Annotated in this window: 16 protein-coding genes; 3 read left to right on the top strand and 13 right to left on the bottom strand. The window is 70.5% G+C overall.

Annotated features, from left to right (window positions below; translation table 11 throughout):
* The 11 genes from ACIBQ1_RS46975 to ACIBQ1_RS46925 form a co-directional block, all read right to left on the bottom strand.
* Window positions 1-421, bottom strand: a 421-nt coding sequence (locus ACIBQ1_RS46975) for a patatin-like phospholipase family protein (protein ID WP_397287860.1), incomplete at its 3' end; no start/stop codon positions are given.
* 63 nt (window positions 422-484) lie between these two features.
* A complete protein-coding gene (locus tag ACIBQ1_RS46970) occupies window positions 485-1,294 on the bottom strand; it encodes an alpha/beta fold hydrolase (RefSeq protein WP_397287858.1) in 810 nt (269 codons plus the stop codon).
* A 53-nt stretch (window positions 1,295-1,347) separates the two neighbouring features.
* Entirely contained in the window at window positions 1,348-2,520 is a 1,173-nt protein-coding gene (locus tag ACIBQ1_RS46965; protein WP_397287856.1) for a hypothetical protein, read from the bottom strand.
* Window positions 2,517-3,029, bottom strand: a complete 513-nt coding sequence (locus tag ACIBQ1_RS46960; RefSeq protein ID WP_397287854.1) for an RNA polymerase sigma factor — start codon at window positions 3,027-3,029, stop codon at window positions 2,517-2,519. Before ACIBQ1_RS46960 ends, ACIBQ1_RS46965 begins: the two co-directional genes overlap by 4 nt.
* 40 nt (window positions 3,030-3,069) lie before the next feature.
* Window positions 3,070-3,774: a DUF4097 family beta strand repeat-containing protein gene (locus ACIBQ1_RS46955; protein WP_397287852.1), complete on the bottom strand. Its 705-nt coding sequence runs from the start codon at window positions 3,772-3,774 to the stop codon at window positions 3,070-3,072.
* A 91-nt stretch (window positions 3,775-3,865) separates the two neighbouring features.
* Window positions 3,866-4,765, bottom strand: a complete 900-nt coding sequence (locus ACIBQ1_RS46950; protein ID WP_397287850.1) for a cation diffusion facilitator family transporter — start codon at window positions 4,763-4,765, stop codon at window positions 3,866-3,868.
* Window positions 4,765-4,935, bottom strand: coding sequence for a hypothetical protein (locus ACIBQ1_RS46945; protein WP_397288129.1), 171 nt, complete (start codon window positions 4,933-4,935; stop codon window positions 4,765-4,767). Before ACIBQ1_RS46945 ends, ACIBQ1_RS46950 begins: the two co-directional genes overlap by 1 nt.
* 153 nt (window positions 4,936-5,088) lie before the next feature.
* On the bottom strand, window positions 5,089-5,835 hold the full coding sequence (locus ACIBQ1_RS46940; RefSeq protein ID WP_397287848.1) for an SAM-dependent methyltransferase: 747 nt from the start codon (window positions 5,833-5,835) through the stop codon (window positions 5,089-5,091).
* 98 nt (window positions 5,836-5,933) lie between these two features.
* Entirely contained in the window at window positions 5,934-6,557 is a 624-nt protein-coding gene (locus ACIBQ1_RS46935) for a hypothetical protein (protein ID WP_397287846.1), read from the bottom strand.
* A gap of 59 nt (window positions 6,558-6,616) precedes the next feature.
* A complete protein-coding gene (locus ACIBQ1_RS46930) occupies window positions 6,617-7,792 on the bottom strand; it encodes a DUF418 domain-containing protein (RefSeq protein ID WP_397287844.1) in 1,176 nt (391 codons plus the stop codon).
* A 256-nt stretch (window positions 7,793-8,048) separates the two neighbouring features.
* Complete coding sequence (locus tag ACIBQ1_RS46925; RefSeq protein ID WP_397287842.1) at window positions 8,049-9,719, bottom strand: PQQ-dependent sugar dehydrogenase; 1,671 nt, start codon at window positions 9,717-9,719, stop codon at window positions 8,049-8,051.
* 506 nt (window positions 9,720-10,225) lie between these two features.
* Between ACIBQ1_RS46925 and ACIBQ1_RS46920 the strand changes: the two genes are divergently transcribed.
* The 3 genes from ACIBQ1_RS46920 to ACIBQ1_RS46910 all read left to right on the top strand — a co-directional run bounded on the left by ACIBQ1_RS46920 (window position 10,226) and on the right by ACIBQ1_RS46910 (window position 14,130).
* Complete coding sequence (locus tag ACIBQ1_RS46920; protein WP_397287840.1) at window positions 10,226-10,876, top strand: plastocyanin/azurin family copper-binding protein; 651 nt, start codon at window positions 10,226-10,228, stop codon at window positions 10,874-10,876.
* A gap of 482 nt (window positions 10,877-11,358) precedes the next feature.
* Entirely contained in the window at window positions 11,359-11,919 is a 561-nt protein-coding gene (locus tag ACIBQ1_RS46915; protein ID WP_397287838.1) for a CHRD domain-containing protein, read from the top strand.
* Window positions 11,920-12,624: 705 nt separating this feature from the next.
* Entirely contained in the window at window positions 12,625-14,130 is a 1,506-nt protein-coding gene (locus ACIBQ1_RS46910) for a serine/threonine-protein kinase (RefSeq protein WP_397287836.1), read from the top strand.
* A gap of 155 nt (window positions 14,131-14,285) precedes the next feature.
* Here the strand turns inward: ACIBQ1_RS46910 and ACIBQ1_RS46905 are convergent, their stop codons facing one another.
* Together ACIBQ1_RS46905 and ACIBQ1_RS46900 are read right to left on the bottom strand one after the other, a co-directional pair.
* Complete coding sequence (locus tag ACIBQ1_RS46905; protein WP_397287834.1) at window positions 14,286-14,582, bottom strand: hypothetical protein; 297 nt, start codon at window positions 14,580-14,582, stop codon at window positions 14,286-14,288.
* Window positions 14,583-14,676: 94 nt separating this feature from the next.
* Window positions 14,677-14,967, bottom strand: a complete 291-nt coding sequence (locus ACIBQ1_RS46900) for a hypothetical protein (protein ID WP_397287832.1) — start codon at window positions 14,965-14,967, stop codon at window positions 14,677-14,679.
* Between the last annotated feature and the right edge of the window lie 103 nt (window positions 14,968-15,070).

Here is a 15,070-nt window from a genome sequence, read left to right as displayed (position 1 = left end):
CGATCACCAGGTCGCGCTCCGGCCACTCGTGCACGGGCAGCCGGGCCCCGATGACCTCGCGCCGCCTGGCCTCGCTGATCGTGTCGGCGGCCAGCGCCAGCGCGCCGATCCTCCGCCGCTGCTCGACCGGGTCGGGCGTGCTCTCGTAGACCTCCTGGAACTTCGCCCACAGCTCCTCCATCGGCACCCCGCTGGGCAGTTCGAGCGTCTGGAGCGCGGGATCGACCTGCCGTTCGAGCAGCGCGGAGAGCGGCAGGCCGCTGGTGACCTGGGCGGCGACCGCCGAGCCGGCAGACGTGCCGACGACGCGGTCGGCCCCTGTCACGTCCACGTCGCCGTCGGCGAGCGCCGCCAGCACGCCCGTCATCCACGCGATCCCGGCGACCCCGCCGCCGCCCAGCACCAGCGCCCGCTTGCTCATAGGCCCTCCTCGTAGGGTTCCTCCACCCCAACACGCCGGGCCCGCGGGTGTCTTCCGCCGAGCTCAGCCGGTGAGCACCTTGCGCAGCGCCACGGCGAACTCCTCGGTCCTCCCGATGAAGCCGCCATGGTCGCCGGGGAACTCCGTCGGGGGCGTGCCCAGCAGCTCGGCCAGCGCCACGGAGGTCCGGTACGTGACCAGCCCGCCCGACTCGTCGCCGATGCCCACCACGACCCGGGCCGGGGCGGCCTTCAGCGCGGCGACGTCGGGCACGTAGCGGGTGGTGCCGCGCAGCTCGTGGGCGAAGAAGCGGGCGCTGTCGGCCAGCATCTGCTCCGTCGGCTCCCCGGGAGGCCCGGCGGGGGCGCCCTCGTCGCCCTGGTCGAACCCGGCGGTGGCCATGAACTTGGCGAAAGCCGCCCAGACGCCGTCCCGATGGTAGGCCGCGATGATGTCCTCGGTCGCGGCGCGCTGGTCGGCGGCGTCGGGGAGCAGCTCCAGCGAGGGCGGCTCGTGCGCGACGAGCGTGCGCACCCGGCCGGGATGCCGGGCCACCAGCGCCAGCCCGGTCACCGCGCCACCGCTGCTGCCGAACACGTCGGCGCTCTCGGCGCCCAGGGCGTCCAGGAGGCGCGCCAGGTCATCGGCCCGCAGCTCGGGGGTGGAGTCCTGCGCGGGGTCGTCGAGCACGCTCCCCGAGATGCCCCGGGGGTCGTGGGTGACCACCGTGTAGTCGCTCGCCATCGCCTCGGCCAGCGGCGCGAAGTCCGCCGCGGCCATCGGCGCGCCCGTGATCACCAGCACGGGGCCGGAGCCGCGGACCTCGTAGCGCAGGCGTCCACCCGGGATGGCGAGGGTGTGCGTGGTCGTCATGGAAACCTCCAGTCGTTCACCGTCACCGGTATGACTCCCGCCGCCGGCGAAACTCATCGGCCGATGGCGGCCAGATCGACGAGCACCTTGGTGTCCCGTCCCGACTGGAACCAGACCACGCCGTCCTGCAGGGTAGCGAGCAGGGGCTTGCCGTCCCTGCTCGCCGGGCTCCGGAACAGCAGGCCGGTACGTCCTGTGGCGAGGTCGAGCAGGGAGCTCTCCCTCTGTCCGCCGGTCTCCCGGCGGAGCAGGACGAAGCGGCCCGAGGAGAGCTCCTCATGGGCCTCTCCCGGCAGCTTCCGCAGGCCCGTGCCGTCGCGCCGCCACGCCTCGGAACCGCTGAAGCACCACGTCACCCCGCAGTCGACCCACGATGTCCGTCCAGAGGGAGGGACCACGTCCCTGCGCTCGCCGGTGAGCACGTTCCGCAGGTGCTCCACGGGACGGAAGCTGAAGTCGTCCGCCATGTTGTCGTTCCGCGGCGACCCGGCCCAGGGCCATTCGACCAGGCTGTAATCCTTCGTCCCGCTGATCAGGGTGGCCTTCCCGCCCTTCATCGGGGCCCGGTAGATGCCGCCCTCGTCGGGCGACCACACGACCATGCCGTCCGCGACGGCCAGGCGGCTGATCCCCAAGGTCATGTTGTCGCTGGTGACCGTGGCGCGGCCCGAGAAGATCCGGCGGGGCACGCCACCCGCGACCGGCACCGTCCAGACCTCATTCGTGCGGCCGCTGAGCGCCGGCCAGGCCAGGTAACCCTCACCGAAGACCACCGGGTTCCCCGCGGACCCCTCCTTGAGCCGCGCGAGGCTGGCAAAGGTCCGTTCGTCCAGGTTGTACGACCAGATCTCGCCGGGCCGGTTCTTGGGGTAGCCCCGTCCCACCACGACCCGGTCGCTGATGAACACGTCCGGCAGGAACCCCCCGCCGCCCGGTCCCTTGGTCGGGATCTCGTGTACCGCGCCCGGCCACACCTGCTCGGCGGGGGGCGCCAAGGTGCCGGGGGTCGGCCGGACCGCAGGAGCGGGTGACGTGACCGTACGGGTGACCGCGACGGTGGTCGCCACCACGATCAGGATCGCGGTCGCCACCGCCAGCGGCGCCCACCACCTCGCGCCGTACGACCGCTCGCGCGGCGCGGGCAGGTGGCGGGGCCGCCCGTCGTCGCGCACGGTGTCGGCCTTGGCGGCCAGCGCGTCCCTGAGGCGTTCCTCGATGCCGCTCATGCCTTGCCTCCCATTTCGCGCTGGAGCCGGCCCAGGGCCCTGGAGGCGGTGGACCGCACGGTGCTCTCCCTGACGTGCGTCGCCTTCGCGATCTCGGCGTCGGAGAGGTCGAGGTAGTAACGCAGGACGAGAACCTCGCGCTGCCGCCTGGGCAGCCGGCCCAGGGCGACCAGCATCTCCTGGCGCGACTCTCCCAGCAGCGCGGCCGTCTCCGCGGAGTCCACCGGCTCGCTCGACCCGCCCAGCGGCGCCCGGGCGGCCACGCCGCGTCTGCGCAGGACCGAGCGGGAGGCGTTCAGCACGCAGACGCGGACGTACGCCAGAGTGAGCTTCTCGGGGTGTTTGCCGTGCAACCTGGAGAAGACGTCCTGTACGACGTCCTCGGCACTCTCCCGGTCGCCGACGAGCAGCACGGCCAGGCGCACCAGAGCGAGCCAGTGCTCGCGATACAGGCTCGCCAGCACCACCTCGGCCCCTGGCGGCGCGGGCGCGACTGTCTTACTGTTCATGCTTTAGGAACGCGTGCCGTCCCCGATCCGCTGCACGGCCTTACGGCGTGGCGACCTCCAGGTCGCCGGAGTCGCTGGAAACCTCGATCGTGCGCGGCGCCGAGGCGTCGTTGGCCGCCGTGATGTTCTTGTCGCCGGAGTCGGTCTTGGCGACCACCTTGTACGGCCCCTGCGGCACGCGGACCGTGATCCCGCCCGAGTCCGAGGTGCCCACGACCTTGTCCGGCTGCGCGGTGAAGGCGAGCTCGGTGTCCCCCGAGTCGGTCTCCGTGACGACCCGCTTTCCGGACAGGCCGGTGGCCTCGATCATCCCGGAGTCACTGTGGACGTCCACCTCGCCGGACAGGTCCGTCAGCGTCAGGTCCCCGGAGTCGGTGCTGACCTTGACGCGGAGCCCCTTGGGGACCTCTACCTTGTAGTCCACGTCGCAGGACGTGCCCGCGCTCCCCAGCCCCCAGGTGCGGGGGCACTTGTAGGTCAGGGCGAGGGTGTCGCCCTGGACCGCATGGCTGGTCTCCGGCTTGTTCTTGCGCCAGACGAGATGCTCGGTCACGTGGATGCCCTGGCGGTCGGACTCCACCACCTCGACGTTGCCGGAGTCGGCCACGACCCTGATGCCGGCCACCTTGTCGCCGACGTCGTAGGACTTCGTGTCCTCATCGAGAGGGCCACCGAGGCCGCACCCGGCTAACACCGCGGCGACCCCCACCAGCCCTGCGATCATGCCCGCTCTCTTCATGCCCATAACGCCCAAGTGTGGTTCACCGGGCCCTGCCGGGGCGTCGGGGAGTTCCCTGAGACGTCCCTGAAGGCTCCCCTCAGGGACGGGCGGGACATCACCAGCCGAGCTCGTCGCAGCCGGTATGGTCGGCGGGCTCGACCTGGAGGGTCGCGTGGGCCACGCCGTGGCGGCGCAGCAGCAGGTCGCGGGCCTGGTCCAGGATGGCGTGGTTGTCGTTCTGGTCGGTGGTGACGAGGTGGGCGGTGGCGACGTTCATGCCGGAGGTGAGGGTCCACAGGTGCAGGTCGTGGACCTCGCGTACGCCGTTGATGGCGGCCAGGTCCCGCGCGACCGCCCCAGAGTCCATGCCCTCGGGGACGTGCTGGCCGAGCACGGCGAAGACCTGGCGGCCGAGCGAGACCGCGCGTACGGCGACGAACACGCCGATGGCCAGGGCGACGACGGTGTCCCAGAACGTCTGCCCGGTGGCCATGATGAGCCACCCGGCCACGATGACGCCGACGGACCCGGCCGTGTCGGCGACGACCTCCAGGTAGGCGCCCTTGACGTTGAGGCTCTCGGCGGCCCCGGCACGCAGCAGCAACAGGGCGACGAGGTTGACGACCAGGCCGATGGCGCCGACGACGAGCATGGGGCCGAAGGAGACCTCGGCCGGCCTGCCGATCCGGCCGACGGCCTCGGCGACCACGTACAGGGCGACGCCGAGCATCACGATCACGGCCAGCAGGGACGCGAACACCTCGGCCCGGTAGGAGCCGTAGCTGCGCCTTCCCGTGGCGTCGGGCCGGGTGGCGATGCGGGTGGCCACCAGCGCGGCGCCCAGGGTGACGACGTCGGCGGCCATGTGCCCGGCGTCCGACATCAGCGCCAGCGAGCCGGAGATCAGGCCGTAGACCAGCTCGACCACGAAGTACGAGCCGATCAGCGCGAAGGAGGCCGCCAGCCGCCACCGGTGCCGGGCACCCGCGTGCCCGTGTCCGTGCCCGGCGCCCATCAGTCGGCTCCGTCCCGTTCGGGGTGGATGACCTCGGTGTGCTCGGTGTGGGCGAGCGCCAGGTCGGGATCGGACATCGGTCCGAAGGCGTCGGCGGCCGGCATCCGCTCGCCCACGGCGGCGACCCGGTCGGCGTTGACCGCCCTGACGGCGCACCCGTCCACCGACAAGACGCGCTCACCTGAAGAGATAAACAACGACAGCCCCCCGAGGTGATCTCCCCGTCAAGAGGAACTCTTCTCCGAGCGTCCCCTCCCAAACCTGACCCCCCCGGTGGGCTCCGGCCCGGCCTCTTCCACGAGCCGGGCCGGAGCCTGCGGAGCTCAGCGCTTCATGAGGGCGAACACGCCCCAGCCGAGTAGCTGCCGCTGGAACCGGACGTACCGCAGCGGCTCGCGCGACAGCTCGGCGCGCAGCTCGGGCGCGAGCTCGTCGTCGGGGTTGGCGTCCAGCCAGGTGCGCAGGTTGCGCCACTGGGCGGCGACGTACCGGTCCCAGCTGTCCTCGTCGGCGAGCACCATCTCCACGACGTCGTACCCGAGCCCGTCGAACAGCTCGAACAGGTCGGGCAGCGTCCCGAGGTCGTCGCGCGAGGTCGCGTGGCACGCCTCGACGGCCTCCTGGCCGGGCGGCTCGGCACGCCAGAACACCTCGCCGATCAGCATCGTGCCGCCCGGGCGCAGGCTGCGCTCCAGCAGCGCGACCGTGCCGGCGGTACCGCCGCCGATCCAGGTCGCCCCGACGCACGCCGCGACGTCGACCGGCTCGCCGGCCGCGTACGTGGCGGCGTCCCCGTGCGTGAACGTCACCCGCCCGCCGACGCCGAGCTCGGTGGCGCGCTCGCGGGCGGCGGCGAGGAAGACGGTGCTGATGTCGACGCCGGTGGCGGTGATCCCGTGGTCGCGGGACCAGGTGCACAACATCTCACCCTTGCCGCAGCACAGGTCGAGCACGGTGGCTCCGGGCCGCAGCCCGATCGCCGCGCCCAGCGTGGCCAGCTTCTCAGGGGTGAACGGGTTGATGATCCGGTGACTGCTCTCCCGGATGGTGAAGCTACGTGACAGATCCAAGATCGTGAGTCCTTATGTGTGATGGCTGATTGGTCGGGACGGTCAGCTCATCGACACGCATAAAGCAACTCCTCCGTCACGAGATGGTGATCGCGACCCTAGCCCTCCGCGGATTCCGGCGGCAACGGGATTTTCCCGTGCTCGTCGAGGAGGTCCAGGTAGCCCTCGACGGCCTCCCACAGGTGGTGCTCGGGGTAGCGGCCCAGACCGCGATGCCGCCGGCGCCACTGCCGGTCCCAGTACGAGTCGCGTACGGCACGCAGATGGTCCAGCGCCGCCTGCAGCTCCCCGGCGACCGGGGCGGCACCCTCCTGAGGCCGGGGCGCCACCTCGCGCACCCGGTCGAAGCGGCGCTCGGCCAGCGCGTCGAGCACGTCGCGATCGGGCCCGTCCAGCGACCAGAACCGCACCGGGTCGTGGATGCGGTGGTTCTCCACCGGATCAAGGTGCGAACGCCACCAGTAGGCGACTCCGCCCTTGTCCAGCCGGAGGAAGTCGACCAGCCACGCGGTGCCCGGAGGGTGGGAGCCCCAGGTGACCTCGTCCGGTGGGAGGTTCAGCACCAGAACGATCTCGAGGTGATCGATCGGGTCGGCGCCCGCGAGCAGATCGCCGAAGACGTGCGCCGCGCGCAGGAACGGCTCGTCCGCCGGCACGCGCCGGGTCTGCTCGCACGCCTGGGCGAGCTGGCGCAGCCTCTCCACCGCTCGCCGGTAACGCATCGTCCGCTCGCCTTTCTGTGCCGGGCTCGCGACCAGCGTACGGGCTCCCCACCCCGCCATCAGAGCGCCCCCCGGCCATCCGATCGCCCCCCGGTCACCAGCCGCGCTTCTTCGCCTTCAGCCGTCACAGGCGCTGTTCCCCGGCCCGGCGCCTGATAGGCCCATTGCCAGGCCAGCTCCAGCGGCCCGCGGCTGAACCGGCGCAGCCACAGCGAGGACAGCACCACGAACAGCACGCAGATCCCGGCCCACACCACCGTCACCCACCAGGGCCGCAGCCCGTCGAGCCGGCCCGCCAGCCCCAGGCCCCAGCCGTAGCAGAGGACGCCGGCCGCCAGGTTCTGGAAGACGTAGCAGGACAGCGCCGTCCGCCCGACGTTCGTGATCCCCTTCCTGAGCACGCCCGGCGCGCCCCGCATGCCGAGCACGATCGAGGTGATCAGCCCCAGCAGGCCGAGGGCGACCAGCGGCGCCAGGAGGTAGCGGTCGACGGCGAACCAGGCGGGACCCGCGAATGAGGTGGCCAGATTCAGCGGCACACCAACCCCGAGGCCGATGACGATCAGCTTCCTCCGCAGACCCGCGCCGTGCTCCTCGAAGACGCCCGCGCGCAGCAGGCGGGCCCCGAGAAGGAACAGGACGATGCCCATGGGGATGATGAACACCAGCTCCGCGCGGAAGACGGGGATGTACCGCAGGCGGAAGGCGACCTGGTCGAGCCAACTGTCCTGGGGGTAGGCCAGGGCGCCACCGCCGGCCGGGCCCACCATCAGGGCCGCCGTGACCAGGGCCACCATGGTGACGTGCAGCGCGCCCGCGGTGACCATCCAGGCGGTGACCGCGCGACGGCTCCTGCCCACCAGGTACGCCACGATCATGGACGTGATCGCGTACCCCATCAGCACGTCGAACTCGAAGACCAGGACGTAGTGCAGCGCCCCCTCGGCGAACAGCAGCGTCGCACGCCAGAGATACCTCCCCGGCCACCTCAGGCCCCGGCGGACGGCGCTCCGATACTGCAGTTCAAGGCCGACCCCGAAGAGCAGGGTCAGCAGCCCGAGGAATTTGCCGTTGGACATGAACCTCAGGAACGTCTCCACCACACCGGTGCTGCCGCCGAGCTGAAGGAACTCGGCAGGCCCGTCTGCGGCGGTGAAGATCCAGATGTTCGTGCCGAGCGTGCCCATGATGGCCACGCCACGCAACACGTCAAGCGCGTCGATACGTCTGGTCACACCATCAAGCCTGGTGGCGCGACGCCCCGCCGCCGTCGTCCCGCCGGGCGAAATGAGCCGTACATCGATCGATCTACGGCCTTACACCTTTGGTCAACCCCGACACATCTTTGGTCAACCCCAACGCACCACCGCACGGCCAGCCGTCCCGCACCACAGCACCGCCACGCCACCGTCGGCTGGAGGCTCCGACGACCAGGCCCGCTCTACCCTCTCGGCCCTCTCGACCTGTGGAGCAAGCTGGCCGGCCGCCAGGTCAGGAACCGGTGCACTGGTAGCCGGAGGGAGTCTGGGTGTTGCCGTTGGGGCGGCTGGCCTGGAATCCGAACGTGGTGCTCTGGCCGGGCGCGAGCGTGCCGTTGTGCCCGGCGTTCCGAACGGTGACGGTCTGGCCGCTCACGGACGGCGTGGCGTTCCAGGAGCCGGTGACGGCGTGCCCGCTGGGCAGCGTGAACGTCACCGTCCAGCCGGTGGTGGTGGAGGTGCCGGTGTTGGTCACCGTGACCGGCTGGATCACGTAGCCGGTGCTCCACTGGGACTGGGTGGCCGCCGTGGCCGTGCATCCGCCGGCGGTGCCGCCTGTGCCGGTGGTGACCGCGACCGTGTTGGACACCGGGGACAAGTTGCCGGCCGCGTCGCGGGCGCGGACCTGGTACCGGTAGGCGGTGCCGGCGGTCAGCCCGGTGTCGGTGAACGAGGTGGCCGTCGCGGTCCCCACCTGCGTGAAGGAGCCACCGGACGAGCCCGGCGCGCGCAGGACGTCGTAGCCGGTCACGCCGACGTTGTCGGTCGAGGCGGCCCACGTCAGCGTGGTGCCGGTGGAGGTGGTCGCGGAGGCGGCCAGGTTGGCGGGGGCGGTCGGCGGGGCGGTGTCGGTTCCGCTGGTGGCCGGTGGGATGCGGATGATGCGATCGTCCTGGGCCACCGGCGTGCCGCGGCCGTCCCGGTTGCTGGTCGTCACCCAGAGCCAGCCATCCGGTCCGGGCGCGACCGCGCGGAGGCGCCCGTACGTGGACTGGAGCTCGGCCAGCGGCGTGCCGGGCGTGCCGCTGGCGGTCAGCGGCACCGTCCAGAGGCGCCGGCCGCCCAGTGCCGCGGCGAAGAGCGTGTTGTTGGCGTACGCGAGCCCGCTCGGCGACGCCTCGGCGGTCGTCCAGGTGACGATGGGGTTGCGGAGGGAGGTGTTGCCGCAGTTGCCTTCGCAGGTGGGCCAGCCGTAGTTGCCGCCCGCGACGATCTGGTTGATCTCGTCCCAGGTGTTCTGGCCGAATTCGCTGGCGTACATCCTGCCCTGGGAGTCCCAGGCCAGGCCCTGCACGTTGCGGTGGCCGTAGCTCCAGACACGGGATCCCGCGAACGGATTGTCCGAAGGCACCCCGCCGGTGGGTGTCATGCGCAGGATCTTGCCGGCGGGGCTGTTGAGGTTCTGGGCGTTACTGGTGTTGCCGGCGTCACCGGTTCCCAGGTAGAGCATGCCGTCCGGGCCGAAGGCGAGACGGCCGCCGTCGTGGATGGTGGCGCTGGGAACGCCGGAGAAGATCACCGTCTGCGTCTGAGGGGCGCTCAACTGGAACCTGACCAGCCGGTTGTCCCCGGCGGTGCTGGTGAAGTACGCGTACACCCAGCCGTCCCTGACCGCGATGCCGAGCAGGCCGCTCTCACCGGAGGCGCTCACCCCGTTGACGGTGGCGACCTGGGTGGGCGTCTGGCCGGGCCGTACCTGGAGGATTCGCCCCGTGTTCCGCTCGGAGACCAGCGCGCTGCCGTCCGGCAGGAACGCCAGACCCCACGGCACCTGCAGGCCGGTGACGGAGACCTCCGCCCGGGAGAAGTCAAAGCCGCCGACCACCTGTGCGCGTGCCTCGGGAGCGCTGACGATGAGGGCGATCAGGGCCAGGATCAGGGCAGGTACGACACGGGCGCGCATGACGGACTCCTTGCCGGGATCACCGTGTGCGGACTCCAGCACCGTAGGCATCCGAACAGCGGGACCTCAAACACCGCGCTCCGCGCGCCTCGCCCATCTGCGACGACAGCCACGCGCCCGCTGAAACTTTCAGCAGCAACAAGAAACGCTTTGCACAGCCGAGGCCCTCGTGACGAAACATGTTCAACCCGCCCTTTCCGCCCACCGTCTCATCAGGCAGCCATTTCCGAGCCGGCCCGGTCCTCACCGGAGACAGGCACCCACGAGGATTACGGAATCGGCCCCCGCGGACTCGCACACCCCCGCACCCGGGGCCTCCGATTCGTGAGCTGCGGCGCCTGACAGGCTCGGGCCACGGGCCGTGCCCGTAACCTGGAAGAGGGGACGGACGCTCGCCGGTCGAGAGCGCGACCAGAACGCGGGAGACGGGTGAGCAGACGCGCACTCGGGGGGTGAGCCCGATGAGGCTTCACGACGTCTGGTTCGCAGGCTCCACAGCAGTCGCGATGACAGCCACACTGTTCGCCGGCACACCAACGACGTCCACCGGCACACCAACAGCGCTGACCGGCGTACCAACGATGTCAACCGGCATGCCGACGGCGCCGACCGGCGCACGGACGGCGTTGACCGGCACACTGACGGCGCTGATTGGCACGCCAACGGCGTCGATCGGCACAGGCACACTCACGGCGTTGACTCGCACGCCGACGGCCACAGAACAGGTGGCCGGGTCGCGACTCGCGCGAGAGTGCACCCCTCCGCCACTGCCGGGCAAGATCGTGGACGTGAACCTGACCGATACGACGGGGGCGGCACCCATGCGCCTGACCGTGAAACCGGCCAAGGTCACGCCAGGCACCGTGTCACTCCGCGCATCCAACACCGGCACAATCGCCCACGAGGTAGTCGTACTGCCGCTCGCGGCGGGCCAATCCATCGGAAAGCGCCCCGTAGAAGCCGACAACCGCGTGAGCGAGGCAGGCTCCCTCGGCGAGGCGTCCCACAACTGCGGCGAGGGCAAGGGCGGGGGCATCGCACCCGGGTTCAGCAGCTGGGTAACGCTGACCCTGAAGCCTGGACGGTACGAACTGGTGTGCAACTTCCCGGGCCATTACGCCGCAGGAATGCGCATGGAGCTCGACGTCACCCAGTAACCCACGCACCAACTGCCAACCAGACCCACCAGGAGCCACCCAGGCAACCACACCACTCAGCACCCGATCTGGGATACACACGCTCAGTGTCCCTCTTGGGATATGCGTCGCTCGGCACCACACCTGGAAACGCACCGCTCGGTGCCCCGCCTGATGTGCGCCGCTTGACGCCCGATCCGGGAATGCGCCGGTCGGTGCCCCACTCGAGTAACACGCCACTCAGCGCCCACCCACCTCTGGCCCGCTCGCCTCTCCTGCCCCGCATTCGCTCGCCCGCCTCGTTCCGGCACTTGCTCGCCCGCTGCCGAAGCCATGCTTCAGGGTCGCCATCACCGCCGCGTCTTGGTCGGCCATCATCGGAGTCTGTGACGCTGATCACCTCTGCCACCTATGCGGATTTGTCCACAGAAAACCGGATGCACCTTCACTAACGTCCTGCCGTGTCCGAAGAGATCCAAAAGATAAACCGGAGGCAGGTCCCGATGAACACCCTCAAGCAGATCAACAACGGCCGTATCGAGTGGCGGCGCGTGGCGGCCGGCGCGGCGCTGGCTGCCGCCGCGGCCCTGACCGTCATCTCGGCACCGGCCAGCGCAACCCCCGTGACCGCCGCCCCCGCCACGATCACCACCGCCAAGGTGACCAGCGCAGCCAAGACGTACTACTTCTCCGCGGTCCTCCTCGGTAAGAACGAGGTGCGCGAGGCGGGCAAGAAGGTCAACGACCGGAACGGCCTGGCGGTGGCGAAGTTCCGCATCAAGGGGGACCGCCTCTACTACTTCGTCCAGTGGAAGAAGGTCGCCAAGCCCACCGCTTTCCACATTCACCGGGGCAAGGCCGGCAAGAACGGCCCCGTTGTCATCGACCTGCTGTCCAACGGCACGACCCGCGGCAACACGAGCGCCGGCTCCGTCCGCGTCAAGGACACCAGCGTGCTCAACGGGATCAAGAAGAACCCGAAGAACTGGTACGCCAACCTGCACACCGCCGAGTTCCCCGACGGCGCGGTCCGCGGCCAGCTCCACGGCGCCCACCACTGGTAAACCGCCAGGTTGCCCGCCGTCACAGATCGTCGTCGAATCGGGTACGGGGGTGCGCACAGCAGGGGGAGCCATCAAAGCGCGAGGGACATCGGCCCGGGGGAACCGCTCATCGAGCCAGGCGGCGGAAAGGCCGCCAGGTCGAGGCCGACTCGGCGCGCACCCCGGACGCCGCGATGTCGGCGGTGGCAACGAGCATCTTGAGCAAGATCTCGACCCGATGGCGAACGACGCTGGCCGATGCCCCACCGCTTCCCCCCAACCCCGCACTCCTGCCCGGCCGCCGTGGACCACCGTCGGGTGAACGATGCCCGCCAGTGTCCGGCTGCTGCTTCCCCGCCTCTGGTTGCTGTGGACCGCTGTCGGGCGAACGGTGCCCGCCACCGTCCGTCTGCTTCCCCACCCCTGGCTGCCATGGACCGCCGTTGGGCCGACCGGAGCTGGAGACGGGAGCTGGAGACCGGAGCGGGGGAGAATCAGTGAGGCGGGGGAGAACCAGAGTGGGGGAGACCGGGGCAGGGGACCGGAGCTAGGAGGAGCAGTTCGAGGGCGGCCTGGGCCAGGTGTTCAAGGGCCTCATTTGACCTTTGATCGACATTCCCTGACGCTCGCGATTCGTTCGCTTACTATCTGATATGCCCGTGCTCAGCCATATATCGACAGGAGGCGACGAATGGTCGCGGAGTCCGAGACGTCGGTAATGGCACGGTGACGCTCCTCTCAGGCCGCTATCGGCTGCTTGCGCAGCTCGGCCAGGGCGGCATGGGCACCGTCTGGCGGGCGACGGACGAGCTCCTCCGGCAGGAAGTGGCCGTCAAGGAGGTCCGGCTCCCGTCCGACCTCGACGAGGAGTCGCGGGCCGAGCTGGCCGAACGCACGCTCCGCGAGGCGCGTGCCGCGGCCACGTTGCGTTCCCACCCGTCCATCGTCACCGTGCACGACGTGGTCGTCGACGACGGTCGGCCGTGGATCATCATGGAGCTGGTCCGTGGCCGCTCCCTCGACCGGGTCGTACGCGACGACGGCCCGATGCCGCCGCACCGCGTCGCCGAGATCGGCCTGCGGATGCTCGACGCCCTCGCGGCCGCGCACGCGTCCGGCATCCTGCATCGGGACGTCAAACCCGCCAACGTCCTGCTCACCGACGACGGGCAGGTCCTGCTCACCGACTTCGGCATCGCGACGATCGCCGGGGACACCGGGCTCACGCAGACGGGGATGCTGACCGGCTCGCCCGGCTACATCGCCCCGGAACGCCTGCGTGGCGAGGCCGACGGCCCCCTCGCCGACCTGTGGTCGCTCGGCGCCACGCTCTTCACGGCGGTGGAGGGCGGCCCGCCCTTCCCCCGCCCGAACGAGGCCGCGGTCCTGGCCGCCGTCCTGATGCAGGAGCCCGCCCCTTTCCGATTGGCCGGCCCGCTGGCGCCCGTGCTGGCCGCGATCCTGGAGAAGGACCCGGTACGCCGCTGCTCCCCGGGCGAGGTGGCCGACTGGCTGAGGGCCATCTCGCGAGGCGAGAGCACGAACGTTCCGACCTCGCCACGAATGCGGACCATGCCGGGCACGGGCCGCCCGCCTCGGCGCCGCGGCGTCAAGGTCGCCGTGGGCGCGCTGCTCGCAGTGGTGCTGATCGTGGCAGCGGGGGTGGTGGTCGTGCCATACCTGTTCCCGAACGTCATCCGCGTACTCGGCGCCATGCTCGCCCCCCGGGTCAGCTATACCTACTCCCCGTCGGTGAGGTTCGGCCCGTCGCCGGAGACCACACCGGTCATCTCCCGCGACTTCGAGGCCTGCGATCTGCTGACCAGTGCCCAGACGCGCTCGCTGTTCGGCGGTCCGATGAAGCGCCAGTTCCTGATCGACTCCGCCTGCTCCTGGAGCGGGGCGGACACTACCTCCCTGAACGTCACGGCATACCGTCTGCCGAGCTCCTCGGCGGCCAACATGACCCATGACCAGATGGTCGAGTTCATGAAGGACGAGCCGAAGCGCAACGCGAAGACCAAGGTCCGCACGGGGCCGAAGGTCGGTGACGAGGCGTTCAGCTATACCCGGGAGGTGCCCGGCTGGCCGTCGCGGGTCTACGAGACGAAGGTCTCCTTCCGGCTGTCGAACGTCACGGTGTCGGTCAACGTCAGGGCTCGGCGACCCGGCTTCGGCACCGCCGACCGAGCCGCCAAACTCGTCGCCACGGCCCTCAACAAGTACCGCTGACGCCCGTCCTTCGCCGGACCACGCCGCTCTCCTCCCTGCGGCCTGACTCCGAACGGTTCGCGCATCTCCCAGGACCGCGGGACGGGCCCGGGCTCTCCGGGAGCGGTTTTCGCGGCTTCCGGCATCGCTTGGGCTCGGCTCATTGGGAGCGGTTCTCACGCCTTCCGGCATCGGCTCAGGCACTGCCCACCTGGAACGGTTCTCGCGCTTCCGGCATCGGCTCGGACCGTCGACAGGATGAACGGCGCCGCCTCCACCATCCCGACGGCGATCGCCGGGGGTATGTGCCCGTGGACGCGCAGGGTCTGCACGGGCATGGCCACGATGATCATGCCGGTGCCGATGTTGGCCAGCAGGTCGCCGAGCAGCAGCCCGGCCACGCGCTTGTCGCGGAGCACGTCACGGTAGGAGCGGTTCGGCGTCGCGGACGAGGTGCCGGCCGACCTTGCCATGTGGTGGACTCCTCACTGGTGAAGTTCCCGGGTCGCGGCGGGATGAGCCGGTGCGGCGCGGCTCATCCGCCGCAGGCAGGACGGACGCCGGGTCTCAGCGCTCGTCGACGACCTGGCCGTTCAGGGCGGTGGCGTCCTTGGTGAGGGCCATGGTCAGCGGCGCCTCCGTGAAGGTGGGCAGGGCGGCGAGCGCCGCGCCCAACTGCTCGGCGCTCTCCCAGTGCCAGGTGTCGGTGTAGGTGCCGTCGTCAAGCTGGATCAGTACGGCGTGGGTGAGCCCGGGGTGTCCTTTCCGGACAGTAGCGATCAGCGAGCTCCGGCGGGCCAGGAACTCCTCCAGGTCGGCGTCGCCGACGGAGTAGCGGTGCGAGCGGACGACGGACATGTCGGTTTCTCCTGTGTGTCCAGTAGTGATTGGTGGTTGATCGAAATGAGTGATTGACGATCGGTTGCGGAAGCTCGTCGTCGCTTGCCGGTGGAAGTCCGGT

Origin of the sequence: Nonomuraea sp. NPDC050153 (genome assembly GCF_044460125.1) — a bacterium.
Taxonomy (GTDB): domain Bacteria; phylum Actinomycetota; class Actinomycetes; order Streptosporangiales; family Streptosporangiaceae; genus Nonomuraea.
This window is presented reverse-complemented; position numbering and strand designations above follow the sequence as displayed.

Excerpts from the sequence above, each read along its gene's own strand:
- ACIBQ1_RS46925 (WP_397287842.1), bottom strand. The coding sequence starts at position 9,719 with ATGCGCGCCCGTGTCGTACCTGCCCTGATCCTGGCCCTGATCGCCCTC.
- ACIBQ1_RS46960 (WP_397287854.1), bottom strand. The coding sequence starts at position 3,029 with ATGAACAGTAAGACAGTCGCGCCCGCGCCGCCAGGGGCCGAGGTGGTG.
- ACIBQ1_RS46970 (WP_397287858.1), bottom strand. The coding sequence starts at position 1,294 with ATGACGACCACGCACACCCTCGCCATCCCGGGTGGACGCCTGCGCTAC.
- ACIBQ1_RS46950 (WP_397287850.1), bottom strand. The coding sequence starts at position 4,765 with ATGGGCGCCGGGCACGGACACGGGCACGCGGGTGCCCGGCACCGGTGG.
- ACIBQ1_RS46900 (WP_397287832.1), bottom strand. The coding sequence starts at position 14,967 with ATGTCCGTCGTCCGCTCGCACCGCTACTCCGTCGGCGACGCCGACCTG.
- ACIBQ1_RS46965 (WP_397287856.1), bottom strand. The coding sequence starts at position 2,520 with ATGAGCGGCATCGAGGAACGCCTCAGGGACGCGCTGGCCGCCAAGGCC.
- ACIBQ1_RS46915 (WP_397287838.1), top strand. The coding sequence starts at position 11,359 with ATGAACACCCTCAAGCAGATCAACAACGGCCGTATCGAGTGGCGGCGC.
- ACIBQ1_RS46920 (WP_397287840.1), top strand. The coding sequence starts at position 10,226 with ATGACAGCCACACTGTTCGCCGGCACACCAACGACGTCCACCGGCACA.
- ACIBQ1_RS46935 (WP_397287846.1), bottom strand. The coding sequence starts at position 6,557 with ATGCGTTACCGGCGAGCGGTGGAGAGGCTGCGCCAGCTCGCCCAGGCG.
- ACIBQ1_RS46905 (WP_397287834.1), bottom strand. The coding sequence starts at position 14,582 with ATGGCAAGGTCGGCCGGCACCTCGTCCGCGACGCCGAACCGCTCCTAC.
- ACIBQ1_RS46955 (WP_397287852.1), bottom strand. The coding sequence starts at position 3,774 with ATGGGCATGAAGAGAGCGGGCATGATCGCAGGGCTGGTGGGGGTCGCC.